19 protein-coding genes are annotated in these 19295 nt (G+C 73.0%); 9 read left to right on the forward strand and 10 right to left on the reverse strand.

What is annotated here, in order from left to right:
- Nucleotides 1–166 precede the first annotated feature (166 nt).
- The 3 genes from ACIQVL_RS39350 to ACIQVL_RS39360 form a co-directional block, all read right to left on the reverse strand.
- Complete coding sequence (locus tag ACIQVL_RS39350; RefSeq protein WP_403477775.1) at nt 167–1645, reverse strand: purine-cytosine permease family protein; 1479 nt, start codon at nt 1643–1645, stop codon at nt 167–169.
- Nucleotides 1646–1724: 79 nt separating this feature from the next.
- The gene (locus ACIQVL_RS39355; RefSeq protein ID WP_403477776.1) at nt 1725–2717 is read right to left on the reverse strand and encodes an ADP-ribosylglycohydrolase family protein; all 993 of its coding nucleotides are present in this window, start codon (nt 2715–2717) and stop codon (nt 1725–1727) included.
- The gene (locus ACIQVL_RS39360; protein ID WP_403477777.1) at nt 2714–3433 is read right to left on the reverse strand and encodes a GntR family transcriptional regulator; all 720 of its coding nucleotides are present in this window, start codon (nt 3431–3433) and stop codon (nt 2714–2716) included. Before ACIQVL_RS39360 ends, ACIQVL_RS39355 begins: the two co-directional genes overlap by 4 nt.
- A 184-nt stretch (nt 3434–3617) precedes the next feature.
- Between ACIQVL_RS39360 and ACIQVL_RS39365 the strand changes: the two genes are divergently transcribed.
- The 5 genes from ACIQVL_RS39365 (at nt 3618) to ACIQVL_RS39385 (ending at nt 7173) form a co-directional block, all read left to right on the forward strand.
- Entirely contained in the window at nt 3618–3824 is a 207-nt protein-coding gene (locus ACIQVL_RS39365) for a DUF2180 family protein (protein ID WP_351716927.1), read from the forward strand.
- 73 nt (nt 3825–3897) lie between these two features.
- On the forward strand, nt 3898–4344 hold the full coding sequence (locus ACIQVL_RS39370) for a Fur family transcriptional regulator (RefSeq protein ID WP_403440614.1): 447 nt from the start codon (nt 3898–3900) through the stop codon (nt 4342–4344).
- A gap of 211 nt (nt 4345–4555) precedes the next feature.
- Entirely contained in the window at nt 4556–5791 is a 1236-nt protein-coding gene (locus ACIQVL_RS39375; protein ID WP_403477778.1) for an MFS transporter, read from the forward strand.
- 95 nt (nt 5792–5886) lie between these two features.
- Nucleotides 5887–6555 carry a Type 1 glutamine amidotransferase-like domain-containing protein gene (locus tag ACIQVL_RS39380; RefSeq protein ID WP_403440619.1) on the forward strand — a complete coding sequence of 223 codons (669 nt, stop codon included), beginning with the start codon at nt 5887–5889 and terminating at the stop codon, nt 6553–6555.
- Between the two features lie 135 nt (nt 6556–6690).
- Nucleotides 6691–7173: a hemerythrin domain-containing protein gene (locus ACIQVL_RS39385; RefSeq protein ID WP_403477779.1), complete on the forward strand. Its 483-nt coding sequence runs from the start codon at nt 6691–6693 to the stop codon at nt 7171–7173.
- 157 nt (nt 7174–7330) lie between these two features.
- On the opposite strand, the gene ACIQVL_RS39390 is transcribed toward ACIQVL_RS39385, so the two are convergent.
- From ACIQVL_RS39390 to ACIQVL_RS39410, 5 genes are all read right to left on the reverse strand, one after another.
- Nucleotides 7331–8311: a hypothetical protein gene (locus ACIQVL_RS39390; RefSeq protein ID WP_403477780.1), complete on the reverse strand. Its 981-nt coding sequence runs from the start codon at nt 8309–8311 to the stop codon at nt 7331–7333.
- A gap of 184 nt (nt 8312–8495) precedes the next feature.
- Nucleotides 8496–10217 (reverse strand): MFS transporter, encoded by a 1722-nt coding sequence (locus tag ACIQVL_RS39395; protein ID WP_403477781.1) that lies wholly within the window; start codon nt 10215–10217, stop codon nt 8496–8498.
- Nucleotides 10218–10392: 175 nt separating this feature from the next.
- Nucleotides 10393–10797 carry a MarR family winged helix-turn-helix transcriptional regulator gene (locus tag ACIQVL_RS39400; RefSeq protein ID WP_403477871.1) on the reverse strand — a complete coding sequence of 135 codons (405 nt, stop codon included), beginning with the start codon at nt 10795–10797 and terminating at the stop codon, nt 10393–10395.
- Nucleotides 10798–10955: 158 nt separating this feature from the next.
- Entirely contained in the window at nt 10956–11912 is a 957-nt protein-coding gene (locus ACIQVL_RS39405) for an ornithine cyclodeaminase family protein (protein ID WP_403477782.1), read from the reverse strand.
- Nucleotides 11909–12670: an IclR family transcriptional regulator gene (locus tag ACIQVL_RS39410; RefSeq protein ID WP_403440633.1), complete on the reverse strand. Its 762-nt coding sequence runs from the start codon at nt 12668–12670 to the stop codon at nt 11909–11911. The genes ACIQVL_RS39405 and ACIQVL_RS39410 overlap by 4 nt, the downstream gene beginning before the upstream one ends.
- Before the next feature lie 185 nt (nt 12671–12855).
- Here ACIQVL_RS39410 and ACIQVL_RS39415 point away from each other — a divergent pair, with 185 nt between their 5' ends.
- Both ACIQVL_RS39415 and ACIQVL_RS39420 read left to right on the forward strand, forming a co-directional pair.
- Nucleotides 12856–14169 carry an amidohydrolase family protein gene (locus tag ACIQVL_RS39415; RefSeq protein ID WP_403477783.1) on the forward strand — a complete coding sequence of 438 codons (1314 nt, stop codon included), beginning with the start codon at nt 12856–12858 and terminating at the stop codon, nt 14167–14169.
- Nucleotides 14166–15272: a dipeptidase gene (locus tag ACIQVL_RS39420; RefSeq protein ID WP_403477784.1), complete on the forward strand. Its 1107-nt coding sequence runs from the start codon at nt 14166–14168 to the stop codon at nt 15270–15272. Before ACIQVL_RS39415 ends, ACIQVL_RS39420 begins: the two co-directional genes overlap by 4 nt.
- A gap of 15 nt (nt 15273–15287) precedes the next feature.
- On the opposite strand, the gene ACIQVL_RS39425 is transcribed toward ACIQVL_RS39420, so the two are convergent.
- The gene (locus ACIQVL_RS39425; RefSeq protein ID WP_403477785.1) at nt 15288–16511 is read right to left on the reverse strand and encodes an MFS transporter; all 1224 of its coding nucleotides are present in this window, start codon (nt 16509–16511) and stop codon (nt 15288–15290) included.
- A 54-nt stretch (nt 16512–16565) separates the two neighbouring features.
- Between ACIQVL_RS39425 and ACIQVL_RS39430 the strand changes: the two genes are divergently transcribed.
- Nucleotides 16566–17312, forward strand: coding sequence for an AraC family transcriptional regulator (locus ACIQVL_RS39430; RefSeq protein WP_403477786.1), 747 nt, complete (start codon nt 16566–16568; stop codon nt 17310–17312).
- A 61-nt stretch (nt 17313–17373) separates the two neighbouring features.
- Here the strand turns inward: ACIQVL_RS39430 and ACIQVL_RS39435 are convergent, their stop codons facing one another.
- Entirely contained in the window at nt 17374–18729 is a 1356-nt protein-coding gene (locus tag ACIQVL_RS39435) for an RICIN domain-containing protein (protein WP_403477872.1), read from the reverse strand.
- 291 nt (nt 18730–19020) lie between these two features.
- Here ACIQVL_RS39435 and ACIQVL_RS39440 point away from each other — a divergent pair, with 291 nt between their 5' ends.
- Nucleotides 19021–19284: a DUF2630 family protein gene (locus ACIQVL_RS39440; protein ID WP_403440649.1), complete on the forward strand. Its 264-nt coding sequence runs from the start codon at nt 19021–19023 to the stop codon at nt 19282–19284.
- Nucleotides 19285–19295 lie beyond the last annotated feature (11 nt).

The following is a 19295-nucleotide window of genomic DNA, read 5'->3' on the forward strand; positions in this document are numbered from 1 at the left end:
CAGTGCGGGAACCTCGATCACCACGTCGGCGATCACGTTCCCGGCGAGCACGATCCGCCGGTTCACCGGCCCGCTCCCTGGAGGCGGGCGGCGGCGCGTTCGGGCAGTGCGGGAACCTCGATCACCACGTCGGCGATCACGTTCCCGGCGAGCACGATCCGCCGGTTCACCGGCCCGCTCCCTGGAGGCGGGCGGCGGCGGGTTCGCCGCTGTCACCCCGGGCGGGTGTGCCGAGCCGGCTGCTCAGTGCGTACACCGCCGCGCCGACGGCCATCGACACCGCCCAGCCCAGACCGTTGACGCCGAGCCAGGTGTCGCTGAGCGGCCCCGCGAACCAGACGTCGTCCGCGCTCGTCGAGGCCTTGGTGAACAGGAGGCCGGCGACGATGGCGAGCGCCCAGCCGAGGACCGCGGGCAGCCGGAAGCCGCCCGAGTACCAGTAGGCGCTGGACCGGGTGGTGTCCATCAGGGCCCGCGGGTCGTAGCCGCGGCCGCGCAGCGAGTCCACCGCGACCACTCCGATCCAGGCCGAGATGGGCACGGCCAGCAGAGTGAGGAAGGTCGAGAACGGTCCGTAGAAATCGTCGGCGACCAGCATGAAGTAGATGCCGCCCGCGAACATCAGCACGACGTCGAGAGCAACGGCGTACGCGCGGGGCACCCGCAGGCCGAGGGTGATCATCGTGAGCCCCGCCGAGTACGTGGAGAGGTGGTTCGACATCAGGAGCCCGCCGAAGGCCGCGACGAGGTACGGGATCGCCATCCAGGAGGGCAGCATCGCGTTGATCGCGGCGACCGGGTCGGAGGCGGTGGCGAGCGTCCGGTCGCCCGCGGAGAGCAGCGAGCCGAGCGAGATCAGCAGCACCAGCGGGATGCCCGCGCCGAACGCCGAGGCCGTCACGAGGCGCCGGCCCGGGATCGCACGCGGCAGGTAACGGGCGTAGTCCGCACCGGCGTTGGCCCAGCCGATGCCGGTGCCGGAGGCGATGAAGCCCACCCCGGCGACCACCGCGCTGGTCGGCCCCGTCGGCGCGCCGAGCACCTTGGACCAGTCCACGGTCGAGATCAGGAAGCCCACGACGACGAGGTTCAGCACGCCGAAGCCGACCGTGGCCCACTTGTTGATCCACATGATGGTGGCGTGCCCCAGGCCGCTGATGAGCAGCGTGCAGGCGATGAAGACCAGCAGGCAGACCACGGTGAGCACGGTGTTCTGCCGGACCCCGAACGCGGTGTCGAGGAGCGCGAGGAGCGCGTAGGCCGCGGTGGTCGTGGAGATGGTCTCCCAGCCCACCCGGCTCAGCCAGGTGATCAGGGTCGGCCCCGCGTTGCCCCGCTGACCGAAGACCGCACGGGACAGGGTGAGCGCCGGGGCGCCGCCCTTCTTGCCGGCGAGGCTCAGGGCACCGACGAGGGCGAAGGACCCGAAGGAACCGAGGACGGCCACGAGGACCGCCTGCCAGATGTCCAGGCCGCGGAACGCCACCAGGGTGGCACCGAGGGGCAGCCCGAGGATGCTGATGTTGGCGGCGAACCAGGTCCAGAACATCTGGCCGGCGTGACCGCGCCGTTCACTGTCGGGGACCGGTTCGATCCCGCGGGTCTCGACGGTACCGACGCGATCGTTCGTCTTCGAAACGGCCATGACGGAACCTCCTTGCAGGGTGCGGAAGAGTGGATGGCGGGGCAGGGCGCCGGCCGGCCGACGCGGGTGGCGGGACGGGTCAGCGGTGGGCGAGCAGGTCGGCCGTCAGCGGCTCCAGCTCCAGGGAGTTGACGGTGCGGAGGGTGCGGACGGCCTCGGCGGGCAGTGCGGAGAACCCGGCGACCGAGCCGGCGACGGCGCCTGCGATCGCTGCGATGGTGTCGCTGTCCCCGCCGAGGTTGGCGGCGAGCAGCGCGGTCCGCCACGGATCGCCGTCCGCCAGGGCGAGCACCGCGAACGCGGCGGGCACCGACTCCTGGCTCGCCACGCTGGTGCCGACGAGCGCCACGACCCGGTCCAGGGCCTCGGCCTCGCCGAGGCCGTGCACCAGCTCCCACGCCCACTCGATCCGGGCGGCGATGTCCGCCCCGGCGATCCAGTGGCCGCGCCGCGCACCGGCCCGCGCGGCGGCCACGGCGGCGGTGACGGCCTCGTCGAGCGAGCCGCCGCCGACCCCCGTGCTGACGGCCGCGGCCACGGCGGCCGCGCCGGCGATGCCGATGGTCGTGTCGTGGGTGACCTGGCAGGACTCCACGACCCGGTCGACGAACGGGCCGAGCGGGTCGGCGGCGAAGGCGATCCCCACCGGGGTGACGCGCATCGCGGCACCGTTCGTCGTACCGTTGCGGCCCGCCTCCCGCGGGGGCACGCCGCGGGCCACCGCGTCCAGCGCGGCCTTGGTGGACGGGCCGAGGAGGTCGAAGGACCCCTTGGCCTTCATCTCCTTCTCCCAGTCGAGCAGTTCGTGGGCGAGCCGCAGCGGATCGATCCGGCCGTGCCCCTCGACGAGGAGCCGGCCGACGATGACGGCCTGGTCGGTGTCGTCGGTGACGGAGCCGGCGGGCATGCCCGCGCTGACCGGGTTGTCCGGACGGGCGGCCTCGAAGCCGGTCACGGTGCCGTACACCCGTACGACGTCCGGCCTGGACATCACCTGGGTGGGCATGCCGAGCGCGTCACCGAGGGCGAGTCCGTAGAAGGCGCCCAGGGCGCGGTCGAGTCGGCCGGTCACGAGCGGCCCCCGTTGCCCGAGCGGACGTGCAGTTCGAAGCGGGCGGGATCGAGCAGACTGCCGACCTGCTCGACCACCGAGCCGTCGGCGGCCCGGTACACCTGGTCGAGGCGGAGGAAGGACTCGCCGGGGGAGCGGTGCAGTACGGCGGCCTCGGCCTCCGTGAGCCCGCGTACCGAGACGACGCCTTCGCCGGAGTCACTGACCCGGCCCGCCGCGATCAGTTCGCGGCTGAGCGAACCGCCGTCGAGGCCGCGCTCCGGCAGCCCGGCCAGTCCCTCGGTGACCGGCACCCTGCTGCGCTCCAGTGACACGCCCTGCCCGTCGGGGAGCCGCCGGACCCGGTCCAGGGCGAGGAACGCGTCGGACGCGAGCGCGAGCCGGGCGGCCAGTTCCGGATCGGTGATCTCCTCGAAGCGGAGGATCTCCGTCGCCAGTTCGGTGCCCTGCGCGGCCAGCGCCCGGGTCCAGCCGAGGCGGTTGTCGAGCGGCGCCCCGTCGAAGGTGACGAACGAGCCGATACCCGCGTGGGTGGCGATGAGGCCCTCCTCGCCGAGCACCTGCAGGGCCTGCCTGAGGGTGGTGCGGCTGACGCCGAAGCGCTCGGTGAGCGCGTGCTCCCCGGGGAGTCTGCTGCCGTCGGCATGGACCCCCGCTCGGATCTCGTCGGCGAGCACACGGGCGATGCGATGATGCTTGTGAACCTGTCCAGGCATGTCTAGACAGTAGGTGAACAAGTCGCGGCGGTCCAGAGGTTCCGATCCGCCTCCTACATTTGACTCTGTCAAAACTGGCGGGCTATGTTCGCTGTGTGCCGAGGTGGCGGGAGCCCGTCGATGCGCGGCCGTCACACAACCCACCGCACAAGGCGAGTGGGCCGACCTCATCGGGAGAAGCGACATGCACTGTTACGACTGCGCCCAGTCGGGGCGTCACGAGAGCAACGGGATCGGTGCCTGCACCCGCTGCGGCCTCTTCACCTGCGCCGACCACGCACGGGTCCTGCAGACCACCGTCCAGCGTCCCGTCGGGGTGATCCCCATGACGAGCGCCCTCCCGTCCCGGCGCCTGGTCTGCGGCACCTGCCGTACGGCCGAGGCCGCCTAGAACCGACCAGGTCAACTCTGGTTGTATCGTGCCCCCACCGGGTGGAACGGCCGGTATGCCGTAGGAGAGCGACATGACCACGGAGCAGCAGCTTGCGGGTGACCTGCTCAGGCGCAAGGGCCTGCGCAGCACGGCCCAGCGCAGGGCCGTCCTCACTGCTCTGCAGGGCCATCCGCACTCCACGGCGGCCGACCTGGAGACACGCATCGGCACGGACCGGGCCGAGGCCGGCGGACTCTCCCGGCAGGGCCTGTACAACGTGCTGGAGGACCTGACCAGGGCCCAGCTCGTCCGCTGCATCGAGCCCGCCGGCTCACCCGCCCGCTACGAGCTGCGCGTCGGCGACAACCACCACCATCTCGTCTGCCGCCGGTGCGGTCTGATCGAGGACGTCGACTGCAGCGTCGGCGTGGCGCCGTGCCTCACCCCCGACGAGGACCGCGGGTTCGCCGTCGACGAGGCCGAGATCACCTGGTGGGGACTGTGCGCGCAGTGCCGGCAGGCCACCGCACAGCAGTAGGCCCGCCCGGCGCCGCCCGCACGTGACACAGGTCACCCCGCCGCGACAGCCGATGCAGGAATGCGGGCTCACCGCATCCCGCTGCAACGTTCTAGGGGGTGGGCTGGGCAAGGGCGCTCGGTACGGCCGGTGACGGAAGGTGAAGCAACCATTCGGTTCCGCCGGTCACCCCTCCCGAACCCGCCGTCCCCGAAAGGTTCCCCCGCTCACCATGCCTCTGGCTCTGCTTGCCCTTGCCGTCGTCACGTTCGGCATCGGCACCACCGAGTTCGCCACCATGGGCCTGCTGCCCCAGATCGCGGACGGCCTCGGAGTGTCGGTGCCGCACGCCGGCAACCTCGTCTCGGCCTACGCCCTCGGCGTCGTCGTCGGCGCCCCCCTGCTCACCGGCATCGGCGCCCGCGTGCCCCACAAGCGGCTGCTGCTCCTGCTCACCGGGCTCTTCGTCATCGGCAACACGGCGTCCGCGCTCGCCCCGAACTTCGGCCTGCTGTTCGCGGCCCGCTTCCTCGCCGGACTGCCGCACGGCGCCCTCTTCGGCGTGGGCGCCGTCGTCGCCTCCCGGCTGGTCGCCGCCGACCGCGCGGCCCGCGCCGTCTCCCGGGTGTTCCTCGGCCTCACCATCGCCAACATCGTCGGCGTCCCGGCCGGCACCGCCCTCGGTCAGCACCTGGGCTGGCGGTACGCCTACTGCGCGGTCGCCGTCATCGGCCTGGTGGCGCTCCTCGCCCTCGCCCTGCTCGTACCCGACCAGCCGCGCGGACCGCAGGCCGGCATCCGGCAGGAACTGCGCGCCATGGGCAACCGGCAGGTCGTCATCGGCCTGGCCACCGCCGTCGTCGGCTTCGGCGGCTTCTTCGCCGTCTACAGCTACCTCGTCCCCATGCTGACGCACCTGACCGGCCTCTCCGACGCCTCGACCACCTGGGTCCTCGCCCTCTACGGCGTCGGCATGACCCTCGGCACCCTCGTCGCCGGACCCCTCACCGACCGCGCCCTGCGCCCCACCCTGTACGCCGGGATCACCCTGCTGGGGGCCGCGCTGGTCACGTTCTACTTCACCGTCCACAGCACGGTGCCGGCCCTCGTGACCGTCACCTTCATCGGCGCGATGGGCGCGCTGGTCACCACGCCCGTCCAGATGCTGCTGATGCTGAACGCGAAGGACGCCCCGACGATGGCGGCGGCCTCCAACCACTCCGCCTTCAACATGGCCAACGCGGCCGGCGCCTGGCTCGGCGGCCTGGTCATCTCGGCGGGCTGGGGCTGGGCCGCACCCAACCTGGTCGGCGCGGCCCTCGCCGCGGCCGGCCTGGGACTGGCCGTCACCGGCGGCCTCCTGGACCGCGGCAACCGCCCCTCGAAGGTGGTCACCGGCCAGGAACCCGCAGAGCCGGACCGCCCCACGGTACCCGCCCAGGGGATGACCGAGCCGAACCGGGGCTGACCTCGTCGCCGCAGGCGGCCCGGCATCATGGCCGGCGCCCGCCCGCGGCGCCCGGGTCCGTTGCACACGCCCGTCGCTCGTGCTTGGCTCGCCCGATGAACCTACTGCTGACGGCGAGCGGCCTGCGCAACGAGACGCTGAGGGACGCGCTGCGGGACATGCTGGGAAAGCCGTTCGGATCGGCGAACGTCGTGTACGTTCCCACGGCGTCCGTCGCCGAGCCCGGGGACCACGGGTGGGTCGTCGCGGACATGAACCGGCTGCACGGCCTCGGCTGGCGCGAGTTCGACCTCCTGGAACTGAACGGCCTGCCCCGGCAGATGGTGCTCGACCGGCTGCGCAACGCCGACGTCGTCTATGCCGGGGGCGGCAACCACTACCACCTCGCGCGCAGCATCACCGGCAACGACCTGGCCGGCGGATTTGTGGAGGCGCTGGAGAACCGGGTCTATGTGGGGTTCAGCGCCGGATCGATGATCTTCAGCCGCCATCTCACCGCGCACTCCGCCGACGTCATCGGGGACACCGCGGACCTGCACGTACTCGGCGCGACGACCGTTCAGCCGCCGTTCGGCCTCTTCGACTGGTACCTCAAGCCCCACCTGTACTCGCCGGACTTCCCCGAGCGGGACGACGCCTGGGCCGACCGCATCGCCGCGCGGGCGGACTTCCCGGTCTACTTCATCGACGACGAGACGGCCGTGCGCGTCAGGGACGGCAAGGTGGACGTCATTTCCGAAGGGCGGTGGCGGTTCCATCCGTGACCCGGCGCGCGGTGCGGCGGCCGGGCGACCGTGCTTGCTGTTCCACGACGCCGCGTGATCGGATGGCGGCAGCATCGCGTGCCGGTGACGGTCTGCGTCAGGCATGGAGGTGCGGAAACGAAGGGGCCGCCACCCGTGGCTTCCCGTGACGGCGACCGCGCAGTCGCCCTGAGCCGACAGCTTGCGCGAGCGCATCAGGAACTGCGCCGCCGGATCCGTGAGATCAGGACGAGTCTGGGACACGGCCGGTCGGGCGACGACGTCCTGCTCACCCATTGCCTGGCTTTCTGTACCGCGTTGACCTCCCACCATCAGGGTGAGGACAACGGGATGTTCGCTCAACTGCTCCGGGAACGCCCGGATCTTGACGCCACGGTCGCGAACCTTGTCGAGGACCATGGACTGATCGCCTCGATCCTGTCCCGGGTGAGCGAACTCGCGGACAGGGCTGCCGAACCAGGTGGTTCAGCCCTGGAGGCGATCGGGCGTGAGCTCGACGGACTGGCGGCGATCATGGAATCCCACTTCGGCTACGAGGAGCGGACGATCAGCGAGGCGCTCGACGCCGGGAATCCCGACACGGACTGGCCTGACCTGGTGTTCGGGTTCGGGACGTGACCCGGAGCGCCTGCTCCCGGACGCCGTGGGCGCCTTCGGCGGGACCTCGGAGCCGGCCCGCCTCGTCCGTGCCGGTGCCCGCCGGGAGCCCGGCCGGCCTGTCGGGCATCCGTCGGCCGACTCGCCGTGGGTACCGTCTCGGCCCGGCACGGGGCGGTCAGCCGGCCCCCGCTCCGGCGATCAGCGCGTCGTCGATCGCCCTGCGTAGCGCCGCCAGTTCGGCCGGGGTGGGATCGGCCGGTTCGTGCGGAACCAGCGCTGCGGGGTTCACCACGGGGGTGGTGCCCTCAGGGCCTGCGGCTCCCGTGGCGCGGGCCAGGGGAGCGCTCATGTCGGGCAGCGGGGCGCTGTGGCCGTCCGCGAGTCTGTGCAGCGCGGCCGCGAGCGGAGGCACAGGGAAGCGGAAGTCCGCGGGCAACAGCCCGGCCTGCCGGGTGTGGTCGTCGCCGTGGAAGTCCAGAACCCAGTCCTCCCAGCCCGGCAACGGCCAGCCGGGAACGCCGGTCACGGTCTGCACCGCCCAGAGCGAGACGGTGTGGGCCTGCGGGTCGAAATGGACGCCGCCGCACGGCATGGCGGTGGGCACAGGGGTGGCCGGTGACGCGGCGATCAGGTCGATCAGGCCGGGGCCGCCGGCGACGTGCGCGACGGGCTCCCAGCAACTGCCCCAGGCGCGAACGCCGCCGTCGGACAGGCGCACGGAGACGACGGACCAGGGCGTGGTGTCCTCGGTGCCCTGGAACCCGGAGGGTTCGAAGTTCTCGAACCAGCCCGGCGTCCGGGTCAGGTCCCTGCCGAGGCCCAGGTGGTGGGTCAGATCGCCCATGCCGTCGTGCGCGAAGCGGACGTCCCAGCCGGGCCAGGTCCGGGCCAGAACGGTGCGGGCGGCGACGTAGTCGTCCCAACTGTCCACGAAGGCGAACCAGAGCAGGACCCGGCGGTCGTGATCGACGAGTGCGGCACCCTCGCACCACACGTCGTCGAGCCATTCGTCGATCTCCTGGTTGGCCCGGAAGCAGCGTGTCGCCGCGGCCGGGCCGGGCAGCAGGTCGTCGACGACCCGGTTGGCGGCCCAGTGCGAGTAGTACCGCTGCCAGGCGCCGTTCTCCACCACCACGTACTGTGCTCGTGCTCCCATGACCAGCGAGGCTAGCGCCGCAGCACGACGGGTGCCGAACGAATTCCGGGCGACCGGCTCGGGCTCGCCGCCCAGGGCGACGGGGCTCGTGGTCCCCTCTTCCCGCGTCCCACCGCAGGACACCGCACCGGGCGCGACGCCACCGCACGCCTCCCTGCGACAGCGCGGGTCGGGCCTTCGTCGGTCAGGCCGGCCGCTCCTGCAGCTCGGCGAGCGTCGACGCGGTCAGCGGAAGCGGCGCGTCGGCCGGGTCGACGAGGACGACCGTGCAGGTCGCGGCGTGGGCGAGCGCCGTGGTGAGGCTGCCGTCGGCGAACTGGGCGAGCGGCCCGCGCGGTGAACGGCCGACGGCGACGGCACGGGCGTGGACCTCGGCGGCGTGCCGGGCGAGGACCCGGCCGGCGGCGGCGTGGTCGCCGACGCTGTCCAGGATCTGGCCGGTCGCGGTGACCCCCTGGGCCGCGAGCCGGTCGAGATGGGCGACGACCGCGGCGCGGGCCGCGTCGGAGGTCTCCGTGTCCGCCGCCAGTTCCTCCACGACGGCGGTCCGCTGGACGTGCACCACCTCCAGCGGGCTGCCGGTGTCCCGCGCGAGCCGGGCGGCGGCGTCCACGACGGCCGCGGCCCCCTCGTGGGCGCCCACGGCCACGACGACCGGGCGCGGGCCGGAGGCGGCCTGCCGGCCGACAGGCGTGAGAGCGGGTACGGCGGGCTCGCCGTCGGCCAGGTGGTGCTCCGCGTCCCGCAGCAGCCGGTGCCCGCTCGCCAGCACCGGGATCGCGAGCAGGAAGGTGCCGGCGCCCAGGTAGAACGGCACGCTCAGGTCGGTCGCGTCCGCCAGCTTCCCGGCGACGTACGGCGCCAGACCGCCGCCGATGAACCGCAGGAAGCCGTAGGCGGAGGAGGCGACGGGACGCTCGACCGGCGAGACCACCATCACCGCCTGGGTGGTGAGGGTGTTGTTGACACCGATGAAGACGCCGCTGACGATCACCGCGACGATCACGACCGTCGGTGTGCCGACTCCCGCCGCGATGACCGCCATCACCGCGCCGAGGCCGACGAGGTTCGCGTACAGCACGGGTGCGGTGCCGAAGCGGGCCTGCAGGCGCGGCGCGAAGAAGACGCTGAACGCGGCCACCAGCAGCCCCCACCCGGTGAAGACCAGCCCCAGCTGATGGGCGTTCAGCTCCATCGGATAGGGCGCGTAGCCGAGCATCGTGAAGAAGCCCCAGTTGTACAGCAGGGCCATGATGCCCATGGTCAGCAGGCCGCGGTGGCGCAGCGCCGTGATCGGCGCCAGCGGCGACGTGCGGCGCTCGGGCCTGGGCAGTTCGGGGACGAAGGCCAGTGTCGCGACGAGCGCGATCGCCATCAGGACGGCCACACCGAAGAACGGGCCCCGCCAGCTGATGGCGCCCAGCTCGCCGCCCAGCAGCGGGCCGACGGCTATGCCGAGGCCGAGGGCGGTCTCGTAGAGGATGATCGCGCCGGCGAAGCCGCCGCTCGCCGAGGCGACGATGACGGCCAGCGAGGTGGCGATGAACAGGGCGTTGCCAAGACCCCACCCGGCCCGGAATCCGACGATGCCGTTGATCGAGCCGGAGGCGCCGGCGAGCGCGGCGAACACGACGATGATCGCGAGACCGGTGACGAGGGTGCGCTTGGCGCCGATCCGGCTGGACACCCAGCCGACGATCAGCATCGCGACCGCGGTCACGATCAGGTAGCTGCTGAACAGGAGCGAGACCTGGCTGGGGGAGGCGTGCAGGCTCTGGGCCAGCGCGGGCAGGATCGGGTCCACCAGGCCGATGCCCATGAACGAGATCACGCAGGCGAACGCCACGGCCCACACGGCCTTCGGCTGCCTGAAGGGGCTCGCGGCCCCCTGGCGCGGTGCACTCATCGACGGTCCTCTCTCCGGATGCGGACGGATACGGATGGCTGTGGACGGACGGAACGGGCGGAACCGACGGCACGGACTGAACCGACGGGACGGGCGGCATGGTCGCGACGGATGGCATGGTCGGGACGGTTGCGGGCGGGTGTCGCTCCGGGTGGCGTGCGGGTGCGCGGGTGCGTCAGTCGTGTGCCCGGCGTTCCTCGATCGCGCGGGCCAGGGCGGGCAGGGCGAGCCGTACGGCCCGTTGTTCGGGCTCGGTCAGCTCCTCGACCAGTTCCTGGAGAGCCTGGGTGCGTTCGGCGCGGCGCTGCCGGAAGACGTCGAGGCCGGTCGCGGTGATCTCCACGAGAACCCCCCGGCCGTCGGTGCTGTCGGCGTTTCGTGCCACCAGCCCCGCGCGCTCCAGCCGGCCGATGAGCTGGGTCATCCCCGGCTGCGAGACGCCTTCGGCGCGGGCCAGTTCGGTCAGCCGCAGCGGGCCCTCCCGCCCCAGCCGGGCCAGCGTGGCGGAGGCGGTGGTGCTCAGACCGCCGGCGGTGGCGCTGTGCCGTACATGCCGTACCAACTGCTCGACGGCGGCCATCAGTTGCTCCGGTGCCCCGGCGAGACCCGGCTCGCCGCCCGGTCGGCCGTCGGTGGCCCGCTGTTCGACCCGGTCGTCCATAACGGCATTATGCATCTAGATGTAGTGTGAAACAAAGGGTTCGGCGGTTTCTCCCTGCAGGCCGTTCCCGGGGACCGTCACAGGTCCACGCGCACGCCCAACCCCCGCGCCCGTGCCACGTCGTAGGCCACCCGGACCGCCGCGACGTCCAGGGCCGCGTGCCCGGTGGACTTGAAGGCGGTGAGGGCCCCGGTGTCGCCGGCCCGTCCCGGACGGTCGCCGGCGAGGACGGAGCCGAGGAGGGTGACGCGCCGTCCCGGAGGCAGGTCCTGGAGTTCGTGGGCCCCGGCCGGCGGCGGCGATGCGACCGCGCCGGTCCACTCCGTGAACAGGGCCGCGTCCCGGACCGTGCCGGGATCCAGTTCGGGCCCGTGCGAGCCGCCGACCGAGGAGACATGGGCGCCGGGGGAGAGCCACTGTCTGCGGACGACGGGAGTGGTGGCGCCGGTGCAGCAGAACACCACGTCGGCCGTGCGCACCGCGTCCTCGATGCCCGCGACGACCCGCGCGCCCGGGAACAGCGCGGCCGCCTCACCCGCCCGCACCGGGTCACGGCCGGCCACGACGACCTGCGCCTGCGGCCGGACGGCGGCGAGCAGCGCCAACTGGGCCCGCGCCTGGGCCCCCGTCCCCACCACCGCCACCCGCCCGAGACCGGGCCGGGCGGCCAGGGCCAGCGCACTCTGCGTGGCGGACGCGGCCGTCCGGATCCCGGTCAGCGCCTCGGCGTCCACCAGTGCGAGAGTCCGCCCGTCCTGCTCGTCGAACAGGACCACGAGCCCACGGTGGAAGCTCCGTCCGGGGTGTTCCGGATCGGAGGTCACGGTCACCAGCTTCGCCGCCAGGCCGAGCCCGTTGACGTACCCGGGCATCGCGCCGAGCAGGCCGGAGGGCGTCAGGGCGGCGATCCGCGGCGGAACGGAGACCTCGCCACGGGCGACCGCGACGAGCGCCCGGCCCACCGCGTCGAGGACGGCGGCCGGCTCCAGCGCGGCGGCCGTCTGCCGGCGGTCCAGCACCAACACCCCGCTCACCGGCCCGCCTTCGCTCCGTCGGCGGTCAACGCCGCGACCAGTTCACCGGCAGCCGCGGTCAACTCCCGCTCGACGGAGGCCAGTTTCGCGCCGTCGAACTCGGCCTCCGGTCCCACGACCGTCAGCGCGCACACCGGCGCCCCCGGGTCGGGCACCACCGCCCGGCTGACGGAGGCCACCAGCTTGTCGTTCCGGCCGTGCTCCACGGCGACACCGGTACGCGCCACCTCGGCCAACTCCCTTGTCAGATCGGCGTCGTCCCCGGGGAGTCCGGCCAGCCACCGCCTCCGTGCCTCCGGTTCGAGCGCGGCGACCAGGGCCAGCGGCCCGGCGAACCGCCGTACGGGCAGCAACTCGCCCCGCAGATGGCTGATCATGGCGAGCCGTTCGGGCCGGACCACGTCGATCACCCGGCCGCCGCCCTCCTCCAGCACCTGGAGGTTGACCATCATCGAGGTCGCGGCCGACAACCGCTCCAGCACCGGACGGGCCAGCGCGGTCAGCGAGTTGCCCGCGGCCGAGGCGGACATCCGCAGCACGGCGGCGCCCGGCAGATAGCGGTCACCGGCCCGCAGCACCCAGCCCCGCCGGACCAGGTCCAGCAGGATCCGGTACGCGGTGGCACGGTGCAGCCCGACCTCGGCGGCGAGGTCGGTCAGCCGCACGGGGTGCGGCGCGCGCGAGACGGCCTCGACCAGGTCGAGGGCCTTGTCCACGGCCGACCGGGGCGGCCCCGGGGCGACGGGTGCGTCGGGCATGACGGCGGCTCTTCCCTCTCGTCCCCGGAGCCGCGACGACCGCGGCCCGGCGCGTGCTGTCCGGTGCGTCCGGTACCGGGCCTTGCGGCGGCCCGCCGGCTGCAGAGTACAGTGACCTGTATTTTCGCCACACGATACAACTGTTACGTACCGCGTAACAAACCACAGCGGACCGAAGGGTGACCATGACCGACCTGCCCCCGGGCGCCCCGACCCCCTGGGCCGCCCCGCCCGCCGGAACCGTCACCGTCTACCGCGGCGCCACCCTCTTCGACGGCACCGGCGGCCCGCTCCGGCCGAACACCACGATCGTCACCGACGGCGCCCGCCTGCACACCGTCGCCGGCGACGCCGACCCGCTGCCCCCGCACGCCGCCGACGCCCCGCAGGTCGACCTCGCCGGACGGTTCGTCGTCCCCGGACTCATCGACACCCACCAGCACCTGGCCACCCCGCCCGACCGGCCCGTCGCCGAGGCGGTGCTCCGCCGCCTGGTGCACAGCGGGGTCACCGCCGTCCGCGACATGGCCGACGACCTGCGGCACGTCGGCGACCTCGCCCGGGCCACCCTGGTCGGCGAGATCCCCGGCCCGGACATCCGCTACGCCGCCCTCATGGCCGGGCCCTCCTTCTTCGACGACCCCCGCACCCACGAGGTGTCCCGCGGCGCCGTCCCCGGCGCCGTCCCCTGGATGCAGGCCGTCACCCCCGGTACCGACCTGCCGATCGCCGTCGCCCTCGCCCGCGGCACCCACGCCGCCGCGATCAAGGTCTACGCCGACCTGGACGCCGCGACCGTCGCCGCCGTCACCGCCGAGGCACACCGCCAGGGCATCGCCGTCTGGGCGCACGCCACCGTCTTCCCGGCCGCGCCCGGCGAGGTCGTCGCCGCGGGTGTCGACAGCGTCTCCCACGTCACCCTGCTCGCCTTCGAGGACCCCACCGAGCCGCTGAGCAGCTACAAGACCAAACCGCCGGTCGACCACGACCGTTTCGCGGCGGGCGACGACCCGAAACTGGCCGCCCTGTTCGCCGGCATGCGCCGCCGCGGCACCGTCCTTGACGCCACCGCGTCCATGTGGACCAGCGACGAACTCCGGGGCGACACCGCCGAGTCCGCCGAACGGGCCGCCCGCAACGCCGCGCTGGCCGCCGCCGTCACCGCCCAGGCGTACCGCGCCGGCGTCGACGTCTGCACCGGCACCGACCACGAGACCGACCCCGGCGACCCCTTCCCCGCCCTCTACGGCGAACTCGCCTTCCTCGTCGACCGCTGCGGCATCCCCGCCGCCGACGTCCTGCGCTCGGCCACCCTCGTCGGTGCCCGCGCCGCCGGCACCGAGGCCGACACGGGCACCGTCGAACCCGGCAAACTCGCCAACTTCGCCGTCCTGGACGAGAACCCCCTCCACGACATCGGCAACCTGCGCACCATCACGTACACCGTCAGACGCGGACACCGTTTCGACCGCGCCGAGTTCGAGAAGGACGCCCAGTGACCGACACCGACACCGACACCCCCGCCGGCGGCCGCCCCGTGATCGTCAACGCCCTGGGCCAGCTCGACAACCCCAACACCCCGGCCGCCCGCGCCGCCGCCACCCAGCTCAACCCCGCCAGCGACCAGCTCGCGGTCGACGCCCGCGCCATCGCCGACGCCCACGCCTCCGGCCTGACCGCCGTGAACATCACCCTCGGCTACACCATGGGCGACCTGCCGCCGTACGAGCACACCCTGGCCGAGATCGCGGTCTGGGACCGGATCATCGAGGCGCACCCCCGCGACCTGCTCAAGGTCCGCACCACCGCCGACATCCACCGCGCGCACCGGGAGGGGCGGATCGGCGTCGTCTACGGCTTCCAGAACGCCGTCGCCGTCGGCGAGGACCCCGCCCTCGTCGACAGCCGGGTCGCGACCTTCGCGGACGCCGGGGTACGCGTCGTACAACTCACCTACAACCAGGCCAACCACCTCGGTGACGGCTCCATGGCCCCCGCCAACCGCGGCCTGACCCCCTTCGGACGGCAGGTCGTCGAGGCTCTCAACGACCACCGCCTGATGGTCGACCTCTCCCACAGCGGCGAGCGCACCTGCCTGGACGCGGCCCGGCACTCCCGGCAGCCCGTCTCCGTCAACCACACCGGATGCCGTGCCCTGGCCGACCTGCCCCGCAACAAGACCGACGAGGAACTCCGCCTGGTCGCGGACCGGGACGGGTTCGTCGGCATCTACTTCATGCCCTTCCTCGACCTCACCGGCCAGGCCACCGCCGCCGACGTCGTGGCCCACATCGCGCACGCCGTGGACGTCTGCGGAGAGGACCACGTCGGCATCGGCACCGACGGCACCGTCACCGCCGTCGACGACCTCGACGCCTACCGTGCCGCCCTCGCCGAACACGTGGCCGCCCGGCAGGCGGCCGGCGTCGGGGCGGCCGGTGAACGGGCCGACACCTACCCCTTCGTCGTCGACCTGCGCGGCGTCGACCAGTTCCGCGACCTGATCCGCCTCCTGGAGAAGCGCGGCTACCGCTCCGGGCGCATCGAGAAGATCCTCGGCCGCAACTTCCTCGACTACGCCGACCGCGTCTGGACGGCCTGACGGCCGGCGCGGGAGTCAGCCACTCGCCGACGGCCGGTCGGCGACGGCGACGGCGCCGTCCGCAGCCGTCCCCGGCACGGCCCCGCGGCGCCGGACCCCACCGGGCTCGCGCAGGGTGCCGAACAGCACCCGGCTCAGTACCGGCATCAGGACCAGCGGCGCCAGAGCCGTCTGCAGGGAGGTAGCGTCGGCGAGGCTGCCGAGGAGCGGGCCGGCCAGGCCGCCGACGCTCACCGTCAGACCGAGGGTGACCCCGCTGGCTGTGCCGATCCGCGACGGCAGGTAGTCCTGGCCGAGGGTCACCTGGAGCGAGAACGGCACGTACAGGCCGACCGACGTGAGCGCCACGAACAGGTAGAGCCCCGGACCCGGCACCCACACCACACCCGCGACGGCCACCACCGAGAGGACGTACGACCAGCGGCACACGGTCACCCGGTCCCAGCGGCCCGCCAGCGAGCCGCCCAGCACGGAACCGACCGCGCCGCCGAGGTAGAGCACCGTCAGCGCCGCGGAACCGGCGGCGGCCCCGCCACCCGTGCGCTGCCGGGCGTACAGCGAGATGAAGGTGCTCAGGCCGACGAAGGCGACCGACCGGAACACCACGGCCAGCGACAGCCGCACGAAGGACGCCACGTCGTCGCTCCCGCCCGGCCCCTGCGCGGCGGCGCCGGCAGCCCTGCCCGCGCGCAGTCCGCGCAGCACCGGCAGGCACAGCGTGGTACCGGCCAGCGCCGGTACCACCAGCAGCGGCGTCCAGCGCAGCCCGCCGCCCGCCACCACGGCACCCACCATCAGCGGGGCCAGCGCGAAGCCGATGTTGCCGCCGGTGGCGAACACCCCCATCGCACCGTGGCTGCCCCGGCTGGCGAGCCGCGCGATCCGGGCGGACTCGGGATGGTAGGCGGCCACGCCGATCCCGGACAGTGCCATGAACACGAGGGTCAGCGCATAGGAGTCGCCCAGGCCGCTGAGCGCCACCCCCGCACCGCCGAGCAGGGTGCTCGCCGGCAGCAGCCAGGGCAGCGGCCGGCGGTCGGTGAGCGCCCCGAACAGCGGTTGCGCCACCGACGAGAGCACGGACGCGGCCAGTACCACCCCGGAGGCGACCGCATACGAATAGCCGCGCTCGGCGACGAAGAACGGCAGCAGCGCCGCGACGGCGCCCTGGTAGATGTCGACACAGCCATGGCCGACGGACAGCAGAGTGATCGATGTCATCGATGAATTCCTTCGCACCCCGCCATGCTCCGCGCCCTGCCGCCTGTCGCACTTCCGGTAATCTGCCAAGTGATGCCGGAAATCCGCCACGAGGCCGTCGCCCCCACCGACACCCGGTGGCTCGCCGCCGGCCACGAGATCGACGCCCACCGCCATGACGACCACCAGATCGTCTACGCGGGCCGCGGCGTGCTGGCCGTGACGACCGACAAGGGCTCCTGGGTCGCCCCGGGCAACCGGGCGATCTGGGTGCCGGCCGGCACCGTCCACGCGCACCGGGCCCACGGCGAACTCGCACTCCACTTCGTCGGGCTGCCCGCCACCGAGAACCCGCTCGCGCTCGGCACCCCGACCGTGCTGGCCGTCGGCCCGCTGCTGCGCGAGCTGATCATCGCCTACACCCGCGACGAGGACGACGACAGCCCCGAGCGGGCCCGCCTGCGCACCGTCCTCCTCGATCAGCTGCGGGCCTCACCGCAACAGCCCCTGCACCTGCCGGCCCCCACCGCACCCCTGCTCCGCGAGGTGTGCGCGATCCTGCAGGCGGACCCCGCGGACAGCCGCACCCTCAGGGAGCTCGGCCGCACCGTCGGCGCCGGCGACCGAACCCTCTCCCGGCTCTTCCGCGCCGACCTGGGCATGACCTTCCCGCAGTGGCGCACCCAGCTGCGCCTTCAGCACGCCCTGGTCCTGCTCGCCGACCGGATGCCGGTGACGGCGGTGGCCCACGCGTGCGGCTGGTCCTCGGCCAGCGCCTTCATCGACGCCTTCCGCCGCGCCTTCGGCCACACCCCGGGCGCCCACCGCGACGGCCCCTGAACCGGACGTGCCCGGGTGCCGGCCGGGGCGGCGAGCAGTCCTAGCCCCGGCCGGCCGCCGCTCACTGGCCCGGCGCGAGGATGTACGTGTTCAGGGTGCCCACCGTGGTCAGCGGGGTGGGCGACCCGGTGTCGTACCGGTCCACGGCCACGTAGTTCGGCTTCTTCCGGGCAGCCGGAGTGCAGAAGCTCTGCGCCCGGTTGAGGATCTTGCCGTTGTCGGTGGCGGCGGTGCCGGCGATGGGGTAGTCCCGGAAGTGGTTCATCACGAACAGCGGGTGGAACGCGGCCGAGTCCGTGGTCAGCGGTCTGTCGGTGCCCCAGCGGCTGTAGCAGGACCAGTCGGAGTCACCGAGACCGGCACCCATGGACCAGTAGTTCTCCACGGTCCACTCGCGTTGGTACATCACACCGAACGTGTCGCGGGTGGCATACCCGTTGGCGGTGTCGCTCGCCCGGGTCCGGTCGCTGAAGACCAGCAGCTGCTTGCCTCGGGCCGCGAGGTCGGCCATGGTGGGCCAGCCCTTGGCGGCGACGCCGTCCTGGTCGGGCCGGTACAGCACGTCGTACAGGCCGTTGACGGAGGCGAGGGACGACTTCAGCACGTCGGAGGAGGCGTAGTCCTCCAGGAACACGGTGGCGAACTGGCCGGGGTTGGCCTTGAGGAAGTCCACGATGCGCTGCAGGTCGGTGGCGAGCGGGACCGGGTTGCTCACGCCGTCGCAGCTGTTGTGGCACAGCACGGCCTGCCCGGACACGGTGTAGTCGTCGAGCATGAACCCCCGGACCCCGTCGGACAGTTGCCGGCTGATCCCGTAGTTCTGGTTGGGGAACAGGTTGACCGGGAAGGACGCGAAGTTGCCGTCCGAGCCGTTGGCGAAGGCGTTGTGGGCGGTCAGGAACGTGACCTGGTCGAGGGTGCGGGTGTCCGCGGAGGGCATCGCCGTGGTGGCGTAGGAGACCGGGGTGAGGTACCAGCGAGCGAGGTCGCCCGAGGACCCGACCTGCACGGCTGCAGAGTCGGAGGACGACCCGGTGAGGTACTGCGAGGTGCCGGGGACGGTGACGGAGTACGTGCCGCCGGCACCGGCGGTGACCGTCCAGGTCGTGCCGTCCGCACCGCAGGCGGCGGTGACCGCGGCGGTCCCGCTGCGGCCCAGGCACTTGCCGGATTCGTCGGCGTTCTGGAGTTGGTAGCCGCCGCCGACCGCGACGGCGGTCCACTGCTGGTGGTCCTCGTTGCCCTTGGGGTTGTGCGCGGCGACGGTGCCGCCGCTGTCGGCGGCGTTCAGACCGGTGACGTAGTTCTGCAGGTAGACCGAGGAGGCGGGGACCGCGGCCGACGCGGTGCCCGGGAGGAACGCGGGCGCCGACAGGGCGAGGACGGCGGAACAGCACAGGACGCGCAAGGGGCGCAGACGCACGGGGGGTATCCCTTCGCTGTGACACGAGTTGCCGAAGGTGGCAGAGCCATGAATTACCCGCTGGTAGGTGTGGAGCGCCAGTGCTGTCGCCTGAATTCCGCAGCAACCAAAGAAAATTGACGCTCCGTCATCACTGCGGCGGTCCCGGCCCGCGCCCCGCCGATGCGGCCGGGGGCCGAGTGGGAGAGGGTAGGAGGAGGTGGGACGGGGACGTACGCGCCGGTACCGGCGAACGTCGCGCCCGTCCGGGCCGTGACCTGCTCCGTCGTCCGGAAAGAGGCAGCCATGACAGGACCAGAGGCCGAGGCCGAGAAGGAGATCCTCGGCCGCATCACGGAAATGATCGGCCAGGAGAAGGATCTTCGTGACCGCCTGGCACAGGAGGAGATCGACGGGACGACCGAGCACGCCCGGCTGGCCCGCCTGGAGACCGAACTCGACCAGTGCTGGGACCTGCTGCGCCAGCGCCGGGCCAGGATCGCGGCAGGTCAGGACCCCGCCGAGGCGAACGTCCGCCCGGCGTCCCAGGTGGAGCGCTACCTGTCCTGAGCGCCGCACCG

The sequence above is a fragment of the Streptomyces sp. NPDC090499 genome (assembly GCF_044769305.1).
Taxonomy (GTDB): Bacteria; Actinomycetota; Actinomycetes; order Streptomycetales; family Streptomycetaceae; genus Streptomyces.